Origin of the sequence: Parasphingomonas caseinilytica (assembly GCF_036663755.1) — a bacterium.
In the GTDB taxonomy this organism is placed as follows: Bacteria; Pseudomonadota; Alphaproteobacteria; order Sphingomonadales; family Sphingomonadaceae; genus Sphingomonas.
On sequence record NZ_JAXOJL010000007.1, the window covers coordinates 129200 to 147989 of the forward strand.

The 18790-nt window shown below is 65.5% G+C and carries 24 protein-coding genes; 16 read left to right on the forward strand and 8 right to left on the reverse strand.

What is annotated here, in order from left to right; translation table 11 throughout:
• Positions 1-744, forward strand: coding sequence for a class I SAM-dependent methyltransferase (locus U1738_RS15135; protein WP_332789885.1), 744 nt, complete (start codon positions 1-3; stop codon positions 742-744).
• A gap of 101 nt (positions 745-845) precedes the next feature.
• On the opposite strand, the gene gmk is transcribed toward U1738_RS15135, so the two are convergent.
• The 5 genes from gmk to U1738_RS15160 all read right to left on the reverse strand — a co-directional run bounded on the left by gmk (position 846) and on the right by U1738_RS15160 (position 4050).
• Entirely contained in the window at positions 846-1508 is a 663-nt protein-coding gene (gene gmk, locus U1738_RS15140; protein WP_332789886.1) for a guanylate kinase, read from the reverse strand.
• A gap of 86 nt (positions 1509-1594) precedes the next feature.
• The gene (locus U1738_RS15145; protein ID WP_332789887.1) at positions 1595-1795 is read right to left on the reverse strand and encodes a hypothetical protein; all 201 of its coding nucleotides are present in this window, start codon (positions 1793-1795) and stop codon (positions 1595-1597) included.
• A complete protein-coding gene (locus tag U1738_RS15150; RefSeq protein ID WP_332789888.1) occupies positions 1792-2013 on the reverse strand; it encodes a hypothetical protein in 222 nt (73 codons plus the stop codon). Before U1738_RS15150 ends, U1738_RS15145 begins: the two co-directional genes overlap by 4 nt.
• Positions 2014-2086: 73 nt before the next feature.
• On the reverse strand, positions 2087-3472 hold the full coding sequence (gene fumC / locus U1738_RS15155; RefSeq protein ID WP_332789889.1) for a class II fumarate hydratase: 1386 nt from the start codon (positions 3470-3472) through the stop codon (positions 2087-2089).
• A gap of 95 nt (positions 3473-3567) precedes the next feature.
• Complete coding sequence (locus U1738_RS15160; RefSeq protein WP_055773918.1) at positions 3568-4050, reverse strand: SspB family protein; 483 nt, start codon at positions 4048-4050, stop codon at positions 3568-3570.
• A 74-nt stretch (positions 4051-4124) separates the two neighbouring features.
• On the opposite strand from U1738_RS15160, the gene hisB reads away from it, so the two are divergent.
• The 9 genes from hisB (at position 4125) to U1738_RS15205 (ending at position 10088) form a co-directional block, all read left to right on the forward strand.
• Positions 4125-4712 (forward strand): imidazoleglycerol-phosphate dehydratase HisB, encoded by a 588-nt coding sequence (hisB, locus tag U1738_RS15165; protein ID WP_332789890.1) that lies wholly within the window; start codon positions 4125-4127, stop codon positions 4710-4712.
• A 1-nt stretch (position 4713) separates the two neighbouring features.
• Positions 4714-5019: a YciI family protein gene (locus U1738_RS15170; RefSeq protein ID WP_332789891.1), complete on the forward strand. Its 306-nt coding sequence runs from the start codon at positions 4714-4716 to the stop codon at positions 5017-5019.
• Positions 5016-5621: an imidazole glycerol phosphate synthase subunit HisH gene (gene hisH, locus U1738_RS15175; RefSeq protein ID WP_332789892.1), complete on the forward strand. Its 606-nt coding sequence runs from the start codon at positions 5016-5018 to the stop codon at positions 5619-5621. Before U1738_RS15170 ends, hisH begins: the two co-directional genes overlap by 4 nt.
• Positions 5609-6346 (forward strand): 1-(5-phosphoribosyl)-5-[(5-phosphoribosylamino)methylideneamino]imidazole-4-carboxamide isomerase, encoded by a 738-nt coding sequence (gene hisA / locus U1738_RS15180; RefSeq protein ID WP_332789893.1) that lies wholly within the window; start codon positions 5609-5611, stop codon positions 6344-6346. The genes hisH and hisA overlap by 13 nt, the downstream gene beginning before the upstream one ends.
• A 136-nt stretch (positions 6347-6482) precedes the next feature.
• Positions 6483-7253: an imidazole glycerol phosphate synthase subunit HisF gene (gene hisF, locus U1738_RS15185; RefSeq protein WP_332789894.1), complete on the forward strand. Its 771-nt coding sequence runs from the start codon at positions 6483-6485 to the stop codon at positions 7251-7253.
• A 115-nt stretch (positions 7254-7368) separates the two neighbouring features.
• A complete protein-coding gene (locus U1738_RS15190; RefSeq protein ID WP_332789895.1) occupies positions 7369-7557 on the forward strand; it encodes a hypothetical protein in 189 nt (62 codons plus the stop codon).
• Positions 7558-7588: 31 nt separating this feature from the next.
• Positions 7589-7909 (forward strand): phosphoribosyl-ATP diphosphatase, encoded by a 321-nt coding sequence (locus U1738_RS15195; protein WP_332789896.1) that lies wholly within the window; start codon positions 7589-7591, stop codon positions 7907-7909.
• A gap of 112 nt (positions 7910-8021) precedes the next feature.
• Positions 8022-8402 (forward strand): histidine triad nucleotide-binding protein, encoded by a 381-nt coding sequence (locus U1738_RS15200; RefSeq protein WP_332789897.1) that lies wholly within the window; start codon positions 8022-8024, stop codon positions 8400-8402.
• A 114-nt stretch (positions 8403-8516) separates the two neighbouring features.
• Positions 8517-10088, forward strand: a complete 1572-nt coding sequence (locus U1738_RS15205; protein WP_332789898.1) for an amino acid permease — start codon at positions 8517-8519, stop codon at positions 10086-10088.
• Between the two features lie 155 nt (positions 10089-10243).
• Here U1738_RS15205 and U1738_RS15210 read toward each other — a convergent pair whose 3' ends face one another.
• Positions 10244-11239, reverse strand: coding sequence for an adenosine kinase (locus tag U1738_RS15210; RefSeq protein ID WP_332789899.1), 996 nt, complete (start codon positions 11237-11239; stop codon positions 10244-10246).
• A gap of 180 nt (positions 11240-11419) precedes the next feature.
• On the opposite strand from U1738_RS15210, the gene U1738_RS15215 reads away from it, so the two are divergent.
• A complete protein-coding gene (locus tag U1738_RS15215; protein WP_332789900.1) occupies positions 11420-12109 on the forward strand; it encodes an EI24 domain-containing protein in 690 nt (229 codons plus the stop codon).
• The gene (locus U1738_RS15220) at positions 12106-12480 is read left to right on the forward strand and encodes a hypothetical protein (protein ID WP_332789901.1); all 375 of its coding nucleotides are present in this window, start codon (positions 12106-12108) and stop codon (positions 12478-12480) included. Before U1738_RS15215 ends, U1738_RS15220 begins: the two co-directional genes overlap by 4 nt.
• 121 nt (positions 12481-12601) lie before the next feature.
• Here U1738_RS15220 and queG read toward each other — a convergent pair whose 3' ends face one another.
• Positions 12602-13642: a tRNA epoxyqueuosine(34) reductase QueG gene (gene queG / locus U1738_RS15225; RefSeq protein ID WP_332789902.1), complete on the reverse strand. Its 1041-nt coding sequence runs from the start codon at positions 13640-13642 to the stop codon at positions 12602-12604.
• 42 nt (positions 13643-13684) lie between these two features.
• Between queG and U1738_RS15230 the strand changes: the two genes are divergently transcribed.
• The 3 genes from U1738_RS15230 (at position 13685) to U1738_RS15240 (ending at position 17312) form a co-directional block, all read left to right on the forward strand.
• A complete protein-coding gene (locus tag U1738_RS15230; RefSeq protein ID WP_332789903.1) occupies positions 13685-14623 on the forward strand; it encodes an ABC transporter ATP-binding protein in 939 nt (312 codons plus the stop codon).
• The gene (locus U1738_RS15235) at positions 14620-15861 is read left to right on the forward strand and encodes an ABC transporter permease (protein ID WP_332789904.1); all 1242 of its coding nucleotides are present in this window, start codon (positions 14620-14622) and stop codon (positions 15859-15861) included. The genes U1738_RS15230 and U1738_RS15235 overlap by 4 nt, the downstream gene beginning before the upstream one ends.
• A 209-nt stretch (positions 15862-16070) precedes the next feature.
• Positions 16071-17312 carry a cytochrome P450 gene (locus U1738_RS15240; protein ID WP_332789905.1) on the forward strand — a complete coding sequence of 414 codons (1242 nt, stop codon included), beginning with the start codon at positions 16071-16073 and terminating at the stop codon, positions 17310-17312.
• Here U1738_RS15240 and U1738_RS15245 read toward each other — a convergent pair.
• Positions 17299-18120: a hypothetical protein gene (locus U1738_RS15245; protein WP_332789906.1), complete on the reverse strand. Its 822-nt coding sequence runs from the start codon at positions 18118-18120 to the stop codon at positions 17299-17301. The two genes, U1738_RS15240 and U1738_RS15245, sit on opposite strands and share 14 nt — an antisense overlap.
• 177 nt (positions 18121-18297) lie before the next feature.
• On the opposite strand from U1738_RS15245, the gene msrB reads away from it, so the two are divergent.
• Positions 18298-18789: a peptide-methionine (R)-S-oxide reductase MsrB gene (gene msrB / locus U1738_RS15250; protein ID WP_332789907.1), complete on the forward strand. Its 492-nt coding sequence runs from the start codon at positions 18298-18300 to the stop codon at positions 18787-18789.
• Position 18790: the final 1 nt, after the last annotated feature.

Genomic DNA, 18790 nt, shown 5'->3' on the forward strand with positions numbered 1-18790 from the left:
ATGGCCGGTCCGAAGCGGGGCAGCCCGCACAGATCGAACGGCTGGGCCGAATCGGCACAGGCGTGGATCGCCGACATGGGCGATGCGGGGGATTTCGGGCGGCGCTTCGTGCTCGATCCGCCGATGCTGGCGCGGGTGCGCGGGGGGGGGTTCGGAAACGCGCTGGACGTCGGGTGCGGCGAGGGGCGATTCTGCCGCATGCTGGCGGCGGCGGGCATCGCGACGACGGGGATCGATCCGGTTCCAGCACTGATCGAGCATGCGCGTGGACGCCATGGTGCCGGCGACTATCGTGTCGGGCGGGCAGAGGCGTTGGATTTTCCCGATGCATCGTTCGATCTGGTCGTCAGTTATCTTTCGCTGATCGACATTCCCGATGTGGCCGTGGCGATTGCGGAAATGACGCGCGTGCTGCGACCGGGCGGCACCCTGCTGATCGCCAACCTCAACAGCTTCAACACCGCCGGGATGCCGGGCGGGTGGGAAACCGACTTTAGCGGGCGGGTGCGCTATTCGATCGACCATTATCTCGACGAGCGGGTCGATTGGGCGAGCTGGCGCGGCATCCGCATCCAGAACTGGCACCGGCCCTTATCGACCTACATGTCGTTGCTGCTGGAGCAGGGCCTGGTGCTGACGCATTTCGCGGAGCCGGTGCCGGTGGGCGGCGACGAGAAGGTCATCGCGCGGTATAAGCGGGTGCCGTGGTTCCTGATCATGGAGTGGCGCAAGGGCGCTGGATAATGCCCCTTCCATTCGCCCTGAGCTTGTCGAAGGGCAGGCGCGGCGCTTGAGCTTCGACAGGCTCAGCTCGAACGGATTTTAGAATGTGAACTGGTGACGGTTCAGCGCAGCAGTTTGCGGATGAACCCGATGATCCCGGTCTGGCGCGAGCGCTTGATGCGTTCCGCCGCGAGGATCGTCTTCACGCTGTCGAAGCATTCTTCCACATCGTCGTTGACCATCACGTAATCGTAGCCGTCCCAATGGCTGACCTCGTTTGCGGCGCGATCCATGCGGGCGTTGATCACGTCCATCGAATCGGTCGCGCGCTTTTCCAGGCGGTCGCGCAGGATCGGCATCGACGGCGGCAGGATGAACACGCGGACCACGTCGCCACCGGCGAGCTGGTGCAATTGCTGCGCGCCCTGCCAATCGATGTCGAACAGGATGTCCTTGCCCTGTTCCAGCACGTTCCACACCTGCGCCTTGGGCGTGCCGTAACGATGATTGAAGACGTGCGCCCATTCGAGGAATTCGTGGTTCGCCACCATCTCGCGGAAGGTTTCGAGATCGACGAAGTGGTAATCCTTGCCCTCGACCTCGCCCGGACGCGGCGGGCGCGTGGTGTAGGACACCGACATGCTGAGTTCGGGCTCGGCCGCGAGCAGCTTGCGCGCTATGGTCGATTTGCCCGCGCCGGAGGGCGAGGACAGGACGAAGAGCACGCCACGGCGTTTGAAACCATGGGGATCTTCGGGGTCGATCGGCTTTGCGGAATCCGGCATGGGCGCTAGTGGCGGCGGGATGGGGCGCACGTCAACCCATACCCGCCCTCGCCCGCCAACAAAACCGCGTTGGCGGGCGCGTCGAATCAGAGCGTCGTCTTGGCGGCGCGGTGGCGATCATAGGCCTTTTTCGCGACATAGGCACCGCCGATCGCCAGACCGAACGGCCCGAGCCGCGGGATCAGCCGGCTGGCGATGATGCCGATCGCCGCACCCTTCAACCCGCCCTTGCCGTCGCGACGATCGATCTCGCCGCCGATCAATGCACCTAGAATACCGCGAATCATGCTTTCTCTCCCTGCAGTCCGCCAAACACCTTGGCCTTGAGTTCCGTCGCGCCGCGCAGCACGGCCCAGCCGACCGCATATGTAACGACCAAAGGCAGCGTGACCTTCAGCACGTTGGCCACGATCGCGCCCTTGATCGCGCCGTCCACCGCGCCATCGTCGCCGCTCATCGAATCGATCGCGCCGCCGATCAGCGCGCCTATGGTCGTTGCACTCATGATATGAATCCCTCCGCTTGCGGTGTGAAAGCGCGCGAGGCGGTTTGGAGTTCCAATCCCACCGCCGGGGGGATCAGGTCATGTCTTCCGGGCGGACCAGGCGATCGAATGTCGCCTCGTCGACCAGTCCGAGAGCGAGGCCGGATTTCTTCAGCGTCAGTCCTTCGGAATGGGCGTGCTTGGCGATCTTGGCGGCATTGTCGTAGCCGATTTCGGGGGCGAGTGCAGTCACCAGCATCAGCGAGCGCGCGACCAGATCGGCTATGCGCGCGCGATCGGGTTCGAGACCATCGATGCAGCGTTCCGCGAAACTCTCCATGCCGACGGTCAGCAGATCGATCGAGCGCAGCACCGCCGCCCCGATCAACGGCTTGAACACGTTGAGTTCGAGATGCCCCTGCATCCCGCCGACGGTGACGGCGGTATGGTTGCCGATCACCTGCGCGGCGACCATCGTCAGCATCTCGCACTGCGTGGGGTTGACCTTGCCGGGCATGATCGAGCTGCCGGGTTCGTTTTCGGGCAGATGAAGTTCGCCGATGCCGGAGCGCGGGCCGCTGCCGAGCAGGCGGATGTCGTTGGCGATCTTGGTGAGCGAGACGGCGAGGCCGTTCAGGCGGCCGGAAAAATCGACCAGAGTGTCATGGCTGGCCAGCGCCTCGAACTTGTTCGGCGCGGTTTCGAACGGGAAGCCGGTGAGGCCTGAGACAGCGGCGGCGAAATCCTCGGCGAACCCGTCCGGCGCGTTTAGGCCGGTGCCGACGGCGGTGCCGCCCTGTGCGAGTTTGCTGAGACCGTGTTCGATCAGCGGCACGAGGCGCGTGCGGGCGAGACGGATCTGCGCGTAATAGCCGGAGAATTCCTGGCCGAGCGTCAGCGGCGTCGCGTCCTGAAGGTGGGTGCGGCCGATCTTCACGATATCGCCCCATGCCTCGACCTTGGCAAGCAGGCTGGCCTCCAGCTTTTGCAGCGCAGGCACGAGACGGTGCGTGGCGGCGAGCGCGGCGGCGATGTGGAGTGCGGTCGGGAAGCTGTCGTTGGACGACTGGCTCATATTGACGTGATCGTTGGGATGGACGGGAGATTTTCCGCCGCGTTTGCCGGTGAGAATTTCGTTGGCGCGGCCGGCGATCACCTCGTTGACGTTCATGTTGCTCTGCGTGCCGCTGCCGGTCTGCCAGATGACCAGCGGGAAATGATCGTCGAGCTTGCCCGACGCGACTTCGGCGGCGGCGGTTTCGATCGCGTCGGCGGGATCAGCGGCGAGGCCGTGGGTACGGTTCACGCGGGCGGCGGCCTGTTTGACGAGCGCCAAGGCGTGGACGATCGCGATCGGCATGCGCTCGTGCGCGCCGAACGGGAAGTTCTCAATCGAGCGTTGGGTTTGTGCGGCCCAATAGGCTTGGGCGGGGACCTCTATCGGGCCGAACGAATCGGTTTCGGTGCGGGTTTCGGTCATATGCACTCCCTCGTCATCCCAGCGCAGGCTGGGATCTCAGGACGACAGCGCGACCATGCGGCACGAGACCCCAGCCTGCGCTGAGGTGACGAATGCTATTTTTTGCGCTTAAAATCCACCGCCACGACGTTCGATCCGTCCTCGACCGGCACCGCAGTCGGGCCGTCATTCTCGGCTTCATCGTGCGGATCGGGACCGTCGGGGCCTTCCTGCGCCTGGAAGCGGAGTTCGAAATTCACGCTCGGATCGTGGAAGCCGGTGACCGACGAATAGGGAATCACCAGCTTCGAGGGCACTTGGTTGAAGCTGAGGCCGATCGAGAAGCGCTCGTTATCGACGACCAGATCCCAGTAGCGATTCTGCATGACGATCGTCATCTCGTCCGGGAAACGCTCGATCAGGCGCTGCGGGATGTCCACGCCGGGGGCCTGCGTCTTGAAGGTGATGTAGAAATGGTGGTCGCCGGGCAAGCCGCCATTCTCCGCGACAGAACCAAGCACGCGGCCGACCACGGCGCGCAACGCCTCCTGGACGATCTCGTCATAGGGAATCAGGCTGTCGGGCATTCCATCGCTCATGGCCCCTTGGGTAGCGGGATTGGCGAGAGGGTCAAGATTGCGCGAACTTCCAGACGCGCTATGGAGGCGCGGACATGCGCATCGCCTCCATCAGCCGCCGCACCAGCGAGACCAGCATCGACGTGACCGTCAATCTGGACGGGACCGGGATTTACGAGGTTTCGACCGGAATCGGCTTCTTCGATCATATGCTGGAGCAACTCTCCCGCCACGGCCTGATCGACCTGAACGTCAAAACGGTGGGCGATCTGCATATCGACCAGCACCACACGGTCGAGGATACCGGCCTGGCGATCGGCGAGTGCATCGCCAAGGCACTGGGCGAGAAGCGCGGGATTCGGCGCTATGCCGACGCGCTGTCGCCGATGGACGAGACGCTGACGCGCGTCGCGATCGACATTTCCGGGCGGCCGTATCTGGTGTGGAAGACCGAATTCTCGCAGAAGAAACTGGGGGAAATGGACACCGAGATGTTCGAGCATTTCTTCCATTCGTTCGCGCAGACCGCCGGGGTGACGCTGCACATCGAGACGCTGTACGGGCAGAACAACCACCATATCGCCGAGGCTGCGTTCAAGGGGCTGGCGCGGGCGCTGCGCGAGGCGGCGGAGATCGATCCGCGCAAGGCCGATGCGGTGCCGAGCACCAAGGGTGTGCTGTAGGATGGAACGGCCCGACGCCCCTTTGTGCGCGATCGTGCTGACCTATGTCGTGCCACTCGACCAGATCGATGCGCGAATGCGCGAGCATGTCGCGTGGCTGGAGCAGGGCTATGATGCCGGGCTGTTCCTCGCCTCCGGCCGGCGGACGCCGCGCACCGGCGGCGTGATCCTGTGTCGTGGGGGCAAGGCCGAAGTCGAGGCGCTGGTCGCGAGCGATCCGTTCGTGGCGAGCGGGGCCGCGACGGCGGAGGTGATCGCCTTCACCGCAAGCATGGCGGCGGACGGATTCTCCGCACTTCTGGCATGAACATCGCGCTGATCGATTACGGCGCGGGCAATCTCCATTCGGTCCACAACGCCCTGCGCGCGGCGGGGGCGAGCGACGTTTCCGTAACCGCCGATGCCGATCTGGTGGCGAAGGCCGACCGGATAGTGCTGCCGGGCGTGGGCGCGTTCGGTGCCTGCGCATCGGCGCTGCGCGCGGTACCGGGGATGATCGAGGCGCTGGAAACGCGGGTACGGGGGGACGGTGCGCCGTTTCTCGGCATCTGCGTGGGCATGCAATTGATGGCCGAGACGGGCGAGGAACATGGCGTTCATGCCGGGCTCGGCTGGATGGCCGGCACCGTGGCGCTGATCGAGCCGCGCGACCCGGCGGCTAAGGTGCCGCACATGGGCTGGAACGACGTGATCCCTGCCCGCCCCCATGCGCTGATCGCACCGGGCGAAGCGTATTTCCTGCATTCCTACGCTTATCGCGGCGCGGACGTGATCGCGACGACCGATCATGACGGCGAAATCACCGCCGCGATCGGGCGCGACACGATGCTCGGCGTGCAGTTCCACCCCGAAAAGAGCCAGCGCTACGGCCTCGCGCTGCTGGAAAGGTTTCTCGCATGGCGTCCCTGATCGTGTTTCCCGCCATCGACCTGAAAGGCGGGCAGGTCGTGCGGCTGGCCGAGGGCGATATGGACCGGGCGACGGTCTATGGCGACGATCCGGCGGCGCAGGCGATGATCTTCGCCGGGCAAGGCGCGGAATATCTGCATGTCGTCGATCTGGACGGCGCGTTCGCGGGCAAATCGGTGAATGGCGAGGCGGTCGCGGCGATCGTCGCACAGTTTCCGGGACATGTGCAATTGGGCGGCGGCATCCGCGACCGGGCGGGGATCGAGCGGTGGTTCGATCTGGGCGTGTCGCGCGTAGTGATCGGCACCGCGGCGCTGGAGAATCCTGAGCTGGTGCGCGAGGCGGCGAAGGATTTTCCCGGCGGCATCGTCGTGGCGGTGGACGCCAAGGATGGCATGGTCGCGACGCGCGGCTGGGCGGATGTCTCGACGGTAGAGGTGATCGACATGGCGCGGCGCTTCGAGGATGCCGGCGTGGCGTCTTTGCTGTTCACCGACGTGGGCCGCGACGGGATGCTGAAGGGGTGCAACGTCGAGGCGACGGTGGATCTGGCGCGATCGGTGCGGATTCCGGTGATCGCGAGCGGCGGCGTGAAGGGGATCGGCGAAATTCATGTGCTGGCGCTGCATGCGAAGGACGGCGTCGAGGGGGTGATCACCGGGCGCGCGCTGTATGACGGGCGGCTGGATCTGGCGGCGGCGTTGAGCGTGGCGGCGGCGGCGTGAGGGGTGCTTCTTTCTCAAGCCCCTCCCCTTCAGGGGAGGGGTTGGGGTGGGGAGGTCCCATCTCAAAAAGACCAGCATTAGTTTCTGCGGCACGGCCCCACCCCAACCCCTCCCCTGAAGAGGAGGGGCTCTCTTCATGACCGTTCGTGCGCGCGTTATTCCCTGTCTCGACGTTGCGAATGGCCGCGTCGTCAAAGGCGTGAACTTCGTCGATCTGAAGGATGCCGGCGATCCGGTGGAGCAGGCGCGGGCCTATGACGCGGCAGGGGCGGATGAATTGTGCTTCCTCGATATCACCGCCAGCCATGAGGCGCGGGGCACGATTCTGGACGTGGTGCGGCGGACGGCGGAGGTGTGCTTCATGCCGGTGACGGTCGGCGGCGGGGTGCGCAGCGCGGCCGATGCGCGCGCTTTGCTGCTGGCGGGCGCGGACAAGGTGGCGGTGAATTCCGCTGCCGTCGCGCGGCCGGAACTGGTGGCGGAGATCGCCGATCGCTTCGGCAGCCAGTGCTGCGTCGCCTCGGTCGATGCGCGGCACTCGGGCGAGCGCTGGGAGGTGTTCACGCATGGCGGACGGCGCGCGACCGGGATCGATGCAATCGAGCATGCGCTGAATCTGGTGCGGCTGGGCGCGGGCGAATTGCTGGTAACGTCGATGGACCGGGACGGGACGCGCGGTGGCTACGATCTGGACCTGATCCGGACGATCGCCGATCAGGTCGCGGTGCCGGTGGTGGCGTCGGGCGGGGTCGGAAGGCTGGACGATCTGGTCGCCGGGGTGATCGAGGGCCATGCGAGCGCAGTGCTGGCGGCGAGCATCTTCCATTTCGGCGAGGCGAGCATCGCCGATGCGCATGCCGCGCTGGCGGCGGCGGGGGTTCCGGTGCGGCGGCCGGTTTCGGTTTAGGGTACTGCTGCGTGGGCGGGGGCCGCTTCTACCACTCGGTGCGGGGCGAGGTAGCGGGATCCCGGATCAAGTCCGGGATGACGGGATGTTAAGGGCAGTGCGCTAATCGCACGACATGCGCGCGCTGCTACTTCCCCTGCTCATCCTCCCCACCGCGCTCGCGGCCACCCCACATAGCGGCGTGATCCACACGCGCAGCATGCCGGAATTGTCGGATATCGCTTTGTTCGTGATGGCGGCAGCGGGGGTGTGGATCGTGCGGCGGGCGATGCGCCGGCGGTTCGAGAAAGCGCGGAAGGATTGACCTTCCCGACCTGTTGCGCCAGCGAAAGCGCATGGCCGACGATATCCTGACCACGCTCGAAGCGACGATCCGCGCCCGGCGCGGGGCCGATCCGGCGACCTCCTACACCGCTAAATTGTTCTCGCGCGGGCGCGCCAAGATCGCGCAGAAACTGGGCGAGGAGGCGGTGGAAACCGTGATCGCCGCCGTCAGCGACGATCACGCGGAATTGACCAAGGAGGCGGCGGACCTCGTGTTCCACCTGCTCGTCTTGCTGGCCGATGCCGACCTGAGCCTAGACGACGTGCGCGCCGAGATCGCGCGCCGCGAGGGTGTTTCGGGAATCGACGAAAAGGCGGGGCGGGCCACATGATCTCTCCCCTCCCGCTTGCGGGAGGGGTCGGGGGAGGGCATGGAATTGATCGTACCGCCGGGATTGTGGACAGGCCCTCCCCCTGCCCCTCCCACAAGTGGGAGGGGAGTTTATGCCGATCGACGCCACCAAGCCGTATGACGACCAGAACATCTTCGCGAAGATCCTGCGCGGCGAGATTCCGTCGCAGCGCGTGTACGAAGACGAGTGGGCGGTCGCGTTCCACGATATCAACGCGCAGGCGCCGATCCACATTCTGGTGATCCCGCGCGGCCCCTATGTTTCGTGGGACGATTTCAGCGGCAAGGCGTCCGACGCGGAGATCGCCGGCTTCATCCGCGCGGTGGGCAAGGTCGCGCGCGACGCCGGGCTGGTCGTGCCGGGATACCGCCTGCTCGCCAATACCGGGCGGCAATCGGGGCAGGAAGTGCCGCACCTCCACGTCCATATCCTGGCCGGGCAGCCATTGGGGCCGATGTTGGTCAAGCGCTAGCGGCCACGCGCTCGGCCCACCGATAAGGGATTGCACGTCCTCGATTTGCCATTAGGCTCCGCGACATAATCAGGATCGTCGTCTCGGGGTCGGGGCGGCAAAGGGGAAGAACGAATGGCGACACAGCCCACGACGGGTATCCTCTCGCGCATGTTGCTCCGCAAGACGGTGGAGCAGGTGCAGCGCGAGACGGAGAAGAGCGAACTCAAACGTACTTTGGGTGCGTGGAACCTGGTTTTCCTGGGGATCGGCTGCATCATCGGCGCGGGCATCTTCGTCCGGACCGGCAGCGCGGCGTCCTTGCACGCCGGCCCGGCCGTGCTGATCTCGTTCGTCATTGCCGGCATCGTCTGCGGGCTGGCCGGCCTGTGCTACGCCGAATTGTCCTCGACCCTGCCGGTTTCCGGTTCGGCCTATACCTATAGCTACACCACGATCGGCGAGTTCGCCGCGTGGATCATGGGCGCGCTGCTGCTGCTCGAATACGGCCTGGCGGCGTCCGTCGTGGCGGTCGGTTGGGCGGGGTACGTCGTCAGCCTGCTTAGGGATTTCGGCCTCGTCATTCCGGTCGAATTGACCGGGCCGAGCGGCCATACCGTTATGCAGGCAGCGGGCAACGACCTGGTGCCGGTGATCGTCAATGGCGCACCGGTGACGTATCTGTTCAACCTGCCCGCCTTCCTGATCTGCATGGCGATGACCGCTTTGCTGGTGGTCGGCGTGTCGGAGAGCGCGAAGGTCAACAACTTCATCGTCGCGGTGAAGCTGACCGTGATCATCGCCTTCATCCTGATCTGCGGCGGTTTCGTGATCGCGCATTTCGATACGCTGAAGTCCAACTGGGATCCGTTCATCCCGGCGGCGACCGGTGAGGACGGCAAGTTCGGCTGGGGCGGCATCCTGCGCGCCGCGTCGATCGTGTTCTTCGCCTATATCGGGTTCGAGGCGGTTTCGACCGCCGGGCAGGAAGCCAAGGATCCGAAGAAGGACATGCCGATCGGCCTGCTCGGCAGCCTCGCGGCCTGCACTGTGATTTACATCCTCGTGTCGATCGTGATGACGTTGATCGTCAACTACAAGACGTTGAACGTGCCCGATCCCGTCGCCGTCGCGGTCGATGCGCTGGGGCCGCAATGGGCATGGTTCGCCAAGCTGGTGAAGGCTGGCGCGATCGTCGGCCTGACCTCCGTCGTATTGGTGCTGATGTACGGCCAGACACGCATCTTCTACACGATGGCGCGCGACGGCTTGTTGCCGCGCGTGTTCGCGACGGTGCACCAGAAGTTCAAGACGCCGTGGGTCAACACGATCCTGGTCGGCCTGATCACGGCGAGCGCGGCGGCATTCTTCGACATCAACACGCTGGGCGACATGACCTCGGTCGGCACGCTGGCGGCGTTCGCGATCGTCTGCTTGTCGGTAATCTGGCTGCGCAAGACGCACCCGGAAATCCCGCGCGGGTTCCGCGTTCCGCTGTTCCCGATCCTGCCGGCGCTGGGCATCGTCGCCTGCATCGCGCTGATCTTCACCGTCGAATACCGCGTGCTGGTATTCTTCGGCTGGTACACTTTGGGCGCGATCATCCTGTATTTCGTCTATGGCATGCGCAACAGCCGGCTTGCCAAGGGGCTGGACGAGGAAGATGGGCCGGAGATGGGCGAATATGTCGCGCCGGTGAAGCCGTAGTTCCGGGCGCGCGTTTCGAATGAATAAGGGGCCGGGAAGCAATTCCCGGCCCCTTTCTTTATGTCGTCACCCCGGCGGAGGGCGGGGCCGCTGCGCAATCGGCAATCGCCTGCCCCACATCCGGCGGCCCCGGCCTTCGCCGGGGCGACGAGGGTTCAGTCGATCTTTGCAGCCAGCGCCTTCAAATCCACCTGTGGGCGGGCACCGACATGGCTGATGATCTCCGCCGCGCACAGAGCGCCCAGTTTCAGCGACTGTTCGATGCTCTTGCCACTCGCCTGGCCCGACAGGAAACCGGCGGCGAACAAGTCGCCGGCACCAGTCGTATCGACGACGCGCTCGACCGGCGCGGCGGGCACGGTAGTCGTCTTGCCGCCGGAGACCGCGATCGCGCCCTTTTCGCTGCGGGTTACGACCAGCATCGGCACTTCCGCCGCCGCTGCTGCAACCGCGGAGTCGAAATCCTCGACCTCCATCAGCGCGAGGATCTCGGCCTCGTTGGCGAACATGATGTCGATCAGGCCGTCGGCCATCAGCTTGCGGAAATCGCCGCCGTGGCGCGAGATGCAGAATACGTCGCTGAGCGTGAAGGCGACCTTGCGGCCGGCCTTGCGCGACACCTCGATAGCGGCGCGCATCGCGGCGCGCGGTTCCTCGGGATCCCAGAGATAGCCTTCGAGATACAGGATCGCGGCATCGGCGATCAGCGCGTGATCGAGTGCCGCCTGGGGCAGGAATTGCGACGCGCCGAGAAAGGTGTTCATCGTGCGCTGCCCATCGGGCGTGACGAAGATCAGGCAGCGGGCGGTGGTCGGCTCGCCGTCGCGAGCGGTGGTGCCGAAGGTGACGCCCATCGCGCGGATGTCATGCGCGAAGACATCGCCGAGCTGGTCCTTGGCGACCTGGCCGATGAAGCCGCATTTGCCGCCCAGAGCCGCGATGCCGGCAACGGTGTTCGCCGCCGAACCGCCCGACGCCTCGATCCCCGGACCCATCTTGGCATAGAGCGCATCGGCATCCTCGGGCGAGAACATCAGCTGCATCGAACCCTTGGCCATGCCTTCGGAGGTGATGAAGGCGTCGTCGCACTGCGACAAGACATCGACGATGGCGTTGCCGATGGCGACGACGTCGTAAGTTGGGGTGGTCAAAATGGGCGCTCCTGAGCGGGAATTGGATGTTTGCGCACTAGGGGGCGGGGGGCGCGGACGCAACTGCCCCCTCCGTTCGGACTTCGGCCAAGCGCTGCGCCCTTGCCCTTCGACAGGCTCAGGGCGAACGAAGGTTGGGAGGTGGTCGCTTCCTGTATCCAAACGCTCTAAACCCCCTCCATGATCCAGGCGCTCTATCTCTCCATCGCGCAGCTCGGCGACCGGCGCTTCATCGCGGTGTTCCTTAAGTCTCTGATGCTGACCGTAGTGCTGCTCGCGGTGCTGGGGGTGGCGGGCTGGTTCGGGATGTTGTGGCTGATCGCATGGTCTGGCGCGGGAGAGGTGGTGTATCAGTTCGCCGGCGTGGTCGCGGCGATCCTCGCGCTGATCGCAGCCGGAGTGCTGTTCCGCGCGGTGGCGATGCTGGTGATCGGGCTGTTCGCCGACGAGATCGTGCTGGCGGTGGAGGCGAGGCATTATCCCGACATGCTCGCCGCCGCCCGGCCCGTGGGCGTCGGGCGATCGATCGCGATGGGGCTGGGATCGGCGGTGCGCTTCCTGATCGTCAACGTCGCCTTGTCGCCGATCTATCTGTTGCTGCTGTTCACCGGGGTGGGGCCGGCGATCCTGTTCTTCGTCGTCAACGGCTGGCTGCTCGGGCGCGATCTGGGTGATATGGTCGCGGTGCGGCATGTCGCGGCAGCGGACCTGAAGGCGTGGCGCGGATCGACCACGATCAGCCGTTTCGTGCTCGGGCTGATCGGCACCGGACTGTTCGTCCTGCCCGTCGTCAATCTGGCGGCACCGGTTATAGTGGCAGCGATGGCCACGCATTGGTTCCATCTTGGATTTCGGGGAAAACGGACGTGAAGCGCGCGATGATCGTATTGCTGCCCGGGCTGGTGCTCGCCGGTTGCGCGTCCGGCGGTTCCGCCCCGCGCCCAGCGCGCGCGGCACCGGTGCCGATCCCGACCGGCACGTTCGGGCTGGAAGGCGTGATCGGGCAGAATGCGCGCGGGCTGGTCGCCCGCTTCGGCACGCCGACCGCGGACATGATGGAGGGCAATGCGCGCAAACTGCAGTTCAGTAGCGCGACCTGCGTGCTGGATGCGTATCTCTACCCCAAGGGATCGGCCGAGCCGGTGGTCACCTATCTCGACACGCGACAGGGGGATGGCAGCCCGGTGGACCGGGCGAGTTGCGTCTCGGCGCTGGCGATGCGGGCGCGCAACGGGAAGTGATTGCTTGAACATTCACCGTCCGTGCTGAGCCTGTCGAAGCACTGCCTTTCTTCTCGACGGTGGAAAAGAAGGGCAGTGCTTCGACAGGCTCAGCACGGACGGGGTTTGAGGTTCGGTTGGTCTAAATCAACCGCGCGAGTGCCCATTCCGCCGCCTCGCGGATCACCGGCGAGGGATCGTCCAGCAAGCTCCTCACCGGCACCACCAACACAGCCGAGTCGCTATTACCCGCCGCGATCAGGCAGTTGCGCACCATCCGGTCGCGGCCGATGCGTTTGATCGGGGAGCCGGCAAAGACTTGGCGGAAGCTGGCATCGTCCAGCGCCAACAGATCGGCGAGTTCCGGTGCCGCGAGTTCGGCGCGGGGCGCGAAGGCGAGGTTGGCGCTGGCCGAGGCGGCGAACTTGTTCCACGGGCATACTGCCAGGCAATCGTCGCAGCCGTAGATGCGGTTGCCGATTTGCTCGCGGAATTCGTGCGGGATGGCCCCCGTATGCTCGATCGTCAGGTACGAGATGCAGCGTCGAGCATCGAGGCGGTATGGCGCGGGGAACGCATCGGTCGGGCAGGCGCGCTGGCAGGCGTCGCAACTGCCGCACGTGTCGCTGCCCGGCACATCCGGCGCGAGATCGAGTGTGGTGTAGATCGCGCCGAGGAACAGCCAGCTGCCATGATCCCGACTGACGAGATTGGTGTGCTTGCCCTGCCAGCCCAAACCCGCCGCCTCGGATAGCGGCTTTTCCATCACCGGCGCGGTATCGACGAACACTTTTAGGTCGGACGGAGACTCTGAGACCAGCCAGCGGGCGAGTGCCTTCAAATTGCGCTTCACCACGTCGTGATAATCGCCGCCCTGGGCATAGACCGAGATGCGCCCGATCTCCCCCTCGCCCGCCAGCGCGAGCGGATCGGTGGCGGGGGCATAACTCATGCCCAAAGCGATGACCGAGCGTACCTCGGGCCACAAAGCGGCGGGGGATTCGCGGTGATGGGCGCGCTCCTCCATCCAGATCATGTCGCCGTGCCGGCCCTCGGACAGCCATTGGCGCAAACGCTGGGCGGTCTGTGGCGCGGCGTCGGCGCGCGCCACGCCGCAGGCGACGAAGCCGAATTCCGCGGCTTTCGCCTTCAGGCGTTCAGTGAGTGGCTTGTCTTGCGGCACATCGCCCCGCTACCACGGACCGTGATTTCAGGGGAATTTTCGTTGACGAGCGAACTGGCGATCAGCGCGAGCGGGCTGATCAAGAATTTCGGCGGGCGGCGCGTGGTCGACGGGGTCGATATCGCGGTGCCGAAGGGGGCGATCTACGGCGTGCTCGGGCCGAACGGCGCGGGCAAGACGACGACGTTGCGCATGCTGCTCGGCATCATCGAGCCGGACGGCGGCAGCCGCACGCTGCTCGGCCATGATCGCCCGCGCGAGGCGAGCGACCGGGTCGGCTATCTGCCCGAGGAGCGCGGCCTGTATCCGGCGATGAAGGCGAAGGATGCGATCGCGTTTCTCGGCGCGCTGCGCGGGCTGGACCTGAAGACCGGGCGCAAGCGCGCGGTGGAATTGCTGGAGGCCGCCGGGCTGGGTCATGCGGTAGATACGAAGATCCGCAAGCTTTCGAAAGGCATGGCGCAACTGGTGCAGTTGCTGGGATCGGTGGTGCACCGGCCCGACCTGCTGGTGCTGGACGAGCCGTTTTCGGGGCTGGACCCGGTCAATCAGGAACGGCTGGAGGCATTGATCCTCGCCGAGCGCGATCGGGGCGCGACGATCCTGTTTTCGACGCACGTGATGGCGCATGCGGAACGCCTGTGCGACCGGCTGGCGATCATCGCCGGGGGCAAGCGCCGCTTCGAGGGCACCGTGGCGGACGCGCGCGGCACGCTGCCGATGCGCGCACATTATGTGCCGCGGCTCGATGGAGAAGGTATCGCCGCCCTGCTACCCGCCGATGCGGCGCGCGGCAGCGACGGCTGGACCTTCACCGTGCCGGACGACGGGGCGGAGGGCATATTGAAGACGCTGATCGACGCCGGGTTCGGCATATCCGGACTATCGATCGAGCGGCCGGGGCTGCATGATGCGTTCGTGCGCATCGTCGGCGCGGATGCGATCGATGACGATGCCAGAACGCTGGAGGGCGCGGCATGACCACCAGCAACACCCGCCGCCTGATCCGCCAGACGCTGACCATCGCGCGGCGCGATTTCATCGCCACGGTATTCACCCCGACCTTCCTGATCTTCCTGTTCGCGCCGCTGATCATGGGATCGTTCGGCGCGATCGGCGGGCTGGGCGCGGCGACGGTCGCGTCCGGTTCGGACGGCAAGGAACGGATCGTCGCGATCGTGTCGCCCGAACAGGCGACGGTGATGAAAGCGGTCGACGATCGCATGCGCCGCGTATTCCGCGGGCGCGACGAACGCCCGCCGGCGCTGACCACCCAAACGCCCGATGCCGATCCGGCGGCCAGGGCGCGCGCCGAATTGCAGGCGAAGGATTATGACGTCGCCTCGGTCCTGTACGGGCCATTGGAGAAGCCGACGATCCTGTACGGCGCGCAAGGATCGCGCACCGCCGACTATCTCGCCGAACTGGCGGAACAGACGTTGCGGGTCGGCCGCATGGGCAACGCCGCGCCGCTGAGCGATGCGACCAAACAGTCGATCGTCCGGGCCAAGGCCTCGATCGGCGGCAAGAACCAGGCGGCGTTCTTCACCGTGTTCGGCATCTTCTTCCTGACCCTGCTGCTCGCCGGACAGGCGGTCGGCACGATGGCGGAGGAACGCAGCAACAAGGTGATCGAGGTGCTGGCCGCCGCCGTGCCGCTCGAATCGGTGTTCCTCGGCAAGCTGCTCGGCATGTTCGGCGTGGCGGTGCTGTTCGTCGCCTTCTGGGGGACGTTGGTCAGCCAGATCAGCACGTTGATGCCGGCGGGCATGGCGGCGGGCCTCGCCAATATCGGGCCGGCGGTGGGGATGCCGACCTATATCGTGCTGTTCTTCGCCTATTTCACGATGGCGTATCTGCTGCTCGGTGCGGTGTTCCTGAGCGTCGGCGCGCAGGCCTCGACGATGCGCGAGATCCAGATGCTGTCGCTGCCGATCACCATCGTGCAGGTGGCGATGTTCGGCCTCGCCTCGGTCGCGGCATCGCGGCCGGGCAGTGCGGTGGCGACGTTCGCCGAATGGTTCCCGCTCTCCTCCCCCTTCGCGATGGCGGCGCGGGCGGCGAACGAACCGGAGGTGTGGCCGCATATGCTGGCGCTGGCGTGGCAATTGCTGTGGGTCGGCATCGTCATCACGATCGGCGCGCGCGCGTTCCGGCGCGGGGTGTTGCAATCGGGATCGGGCAAGCTGAACCTGAAGGCGTTGTTCGGGCGGGGCTAAATTCTTTTTGCTCCCCTCCCTGGAAGGGAGGGGTCGGGGGTGGGTCGCTCTCGAGGGCGCGCCGCCCCCTCCCCACACCGACCCACCCCCTGCCCCTCCCTTCCAGGGAGGGGAGTAGATAAGTCCCCCTCAATTCCATCGGTTACAAGAAGCTATTGACCTTAGTGTCAGTTAGCGCTCCACTCTCCCGAAAATACGGGAGAGGCAGGATGGCGACTTTACTCAAGGACGTGGCCGAAGGGCCGGCGGTCGATCCGCTGGATGTCAGCCGGGCGGAATTGTACCGCGACGACACCTGGCATGCGCCGTTCCGCACCTTGCGCGCCACAGCGCCGGTGCACCGTGTCGAGCATAGCGATTACGGCCCCTATTGGTCGATCTCGTCCTACAAGCCGATCGTAGAGATCGAGTCGCTGCCGGACGTCTATTCCTCGCAAGCCGGGGGCATCACCATCGCCGACTTCATCGAGCGCGACGATGCGGTGAAAATGCCGATGTTCATCGCGATGGACCGGCCCAAGCACACCGGCCAGCGCCGCACCGTCGCCCCCGCCTTCACGCCGAGCGAGATGGTGCGGATGAGCGACGATATCCGCCGCCGGACGGCCGAGATTCTCGATTCGCTGCCTTACGGTGAGGAATTCGACTGGGTCGATACCGTGGCGATCGAACTGACCACGCAGATGCTGGCGATCCTGTTCGATTTTCCGTGGGAGGATCGCCGCAAGCTGACCTTCTGGTCGGACTGGGCGGGCGATATCGAACTGGCCAAGGACGAGACGAAGCGGGCGGAACGGCTCGGTTACATGTACGAATGCGGCGGATATTTCCAGAAACTGTGGGACCAGAAGGTCGGCCAGCCGCCGACGCCGGACCTGATCAGCATGATGCTCCATTCGGATGCGATGCGCGAGATGGATCACATGGAATTCCTCGGCAACCTCATCCTGCTGATCGTCGGCGGCAACGATACGACGCGCAACACGATGAGCGGGCTGGCCTACGGACTCGACAAATTCCCCGAGGCACGCGCGCAGCTAGAGGGCGATCCGTCGCTGATCGGCAACGCCGTGCAGGAACTGATCCGCTGGCAGACGCCGCTGGCGCATATGCGCCGTACCGCGACGCGCGATGCCGAACTGATGGAGCACGACATCGCCGAGGGCGACAAGCTGATCATGTGGTATCTCTCGGCCAATCGCGACGAGAGCGTGTTCGAGGATGCCGACCGGATCATAGTCGATCGCCCCAATGCGCGGCGGCATCTGGCGTTCGGGCACGGCATCCACCGCTGCGTCGGCGCGCGGCTGGCGGAGCTGCAGATCGCGACCCTGCTGGAGGAAATGGCGAAACGGCGCATGCGCGTGAACGTGCTGCGCGAGCCGGAGCGCGTCGCGCAATGCTTCGTCCATGGCTATAAGAAGCTGCCGGTCGAGATCAGCCGCTATTGAGTGCGGCAGCGGGGCGCTTCGGGCGGGCACCGGCGATCCAGCCGGCCCAGCTCAATCCCGCGCCGGCCGCCAGCGTTGCGAACACCACGGCGATCACCGGCACGCGGCCGAGCGCCAGAAACACGCCCTGCCACGCTGGCGTGTAACCAACGCTGTCGAACAGCATCTGTTGGACGACGATGACGCCACCGGCGATCAGGAACGGCCGCCCGTGGCGCGGTGCGGACGCATAGAGGCAGGCGGTGATCGCGACACCGATCAGGCTCGCCCAGCGCACGCCCCAGGCGAAGAGGTGGAAATCCTGCGGGCCATGGATCGCCAGCGGCGGCACCAGATGGTTGATGACGCGCCCGGCGATCGGCATGATCAACGGAAGCGGCGTGGCGAGCAGATAGCGCGCATGCAGTTGTACGCTGCGGCGATGCTTCAACGCCTGATAATAGAGATATCCGAGCAGCACGACCGACGAGCCGTCCATGATGCCGAGCCGCGCGCCGTAGATCTGGTAGAACGGATTGCCCGCCACCGTGGCCATCGCCATGCTGGAGACGACCGCCGCGCCACCGGCGAGGAACAACGGGAATAGCGCGAGGCTCGCGATGCCGAGAGACCGGTGCAACGCGGCGCGGCGATCGTGGATCGTCCAGCTTTGCAGCGCGAGCAGGAACAGCCACATCGTCGCGGTGATGCCGTGGAAGTGGAAGCCCCAAGGCGAACTGGACAGAACCGAGAAATAGGTCGGCCAGAAGGCGAAAATCGTCAATGCGATCAGCGCGAGAATATAATGATGCGCGTGACGAAACGGCATGACCGGCCCCCTCTCTTGTCCGCTTCGACTTGAAGACGACATCAAGGGCCCCCGCCCCGCATTTGCAAAATGCGACGCAGGCCGATCGGAGTCAATCTGAGGACCGGCGTAGCTCCTGCATCTCGAAAACACGTCTTCGCGTAACTATATCGCAGCGGCCAACGAACGGGATTTCATATGACCCACAATCGACGCACCTTCCTCACCCTGGCCGGCTCCGGTGCCGCCGCCTTCGCCCTATTCGGCTGCCGCGATGCGACCGCCGCGCAGGAGAAGTTCGAGGTGACGATGAGCGATGCGCAGTGGAAGGCGAAGTTGTCCCCCGCCGCGTATCAGGTGCTGCGGCATGAAGACACGGAACGGCCGTTCAGCAGCCCGCTGAACGACGAGCATCGCGTGGGTATGTTCTCCTGCGCCGGGTGTGGGTTGCCGGCATTCTCGTCTAAGACCAAGTTCGACAGCGGCACCGGCTGGCCAAGTTTCTGGCAACCCCTGCCCAACGCGGTGCGATCGCGGAACGACGGATCGCTGGGGATGGCGCGAACTGAGGTGCATTGCCGCCGCTGTGGCGGGCATCTGGGGCATGTGTTCGATGATGGCCCCAAGCCGACCGGCAAGCGCTATTGCATGAATGGCGTGGCGATGACGTTCAAGGTGGGGACGGCTTAAG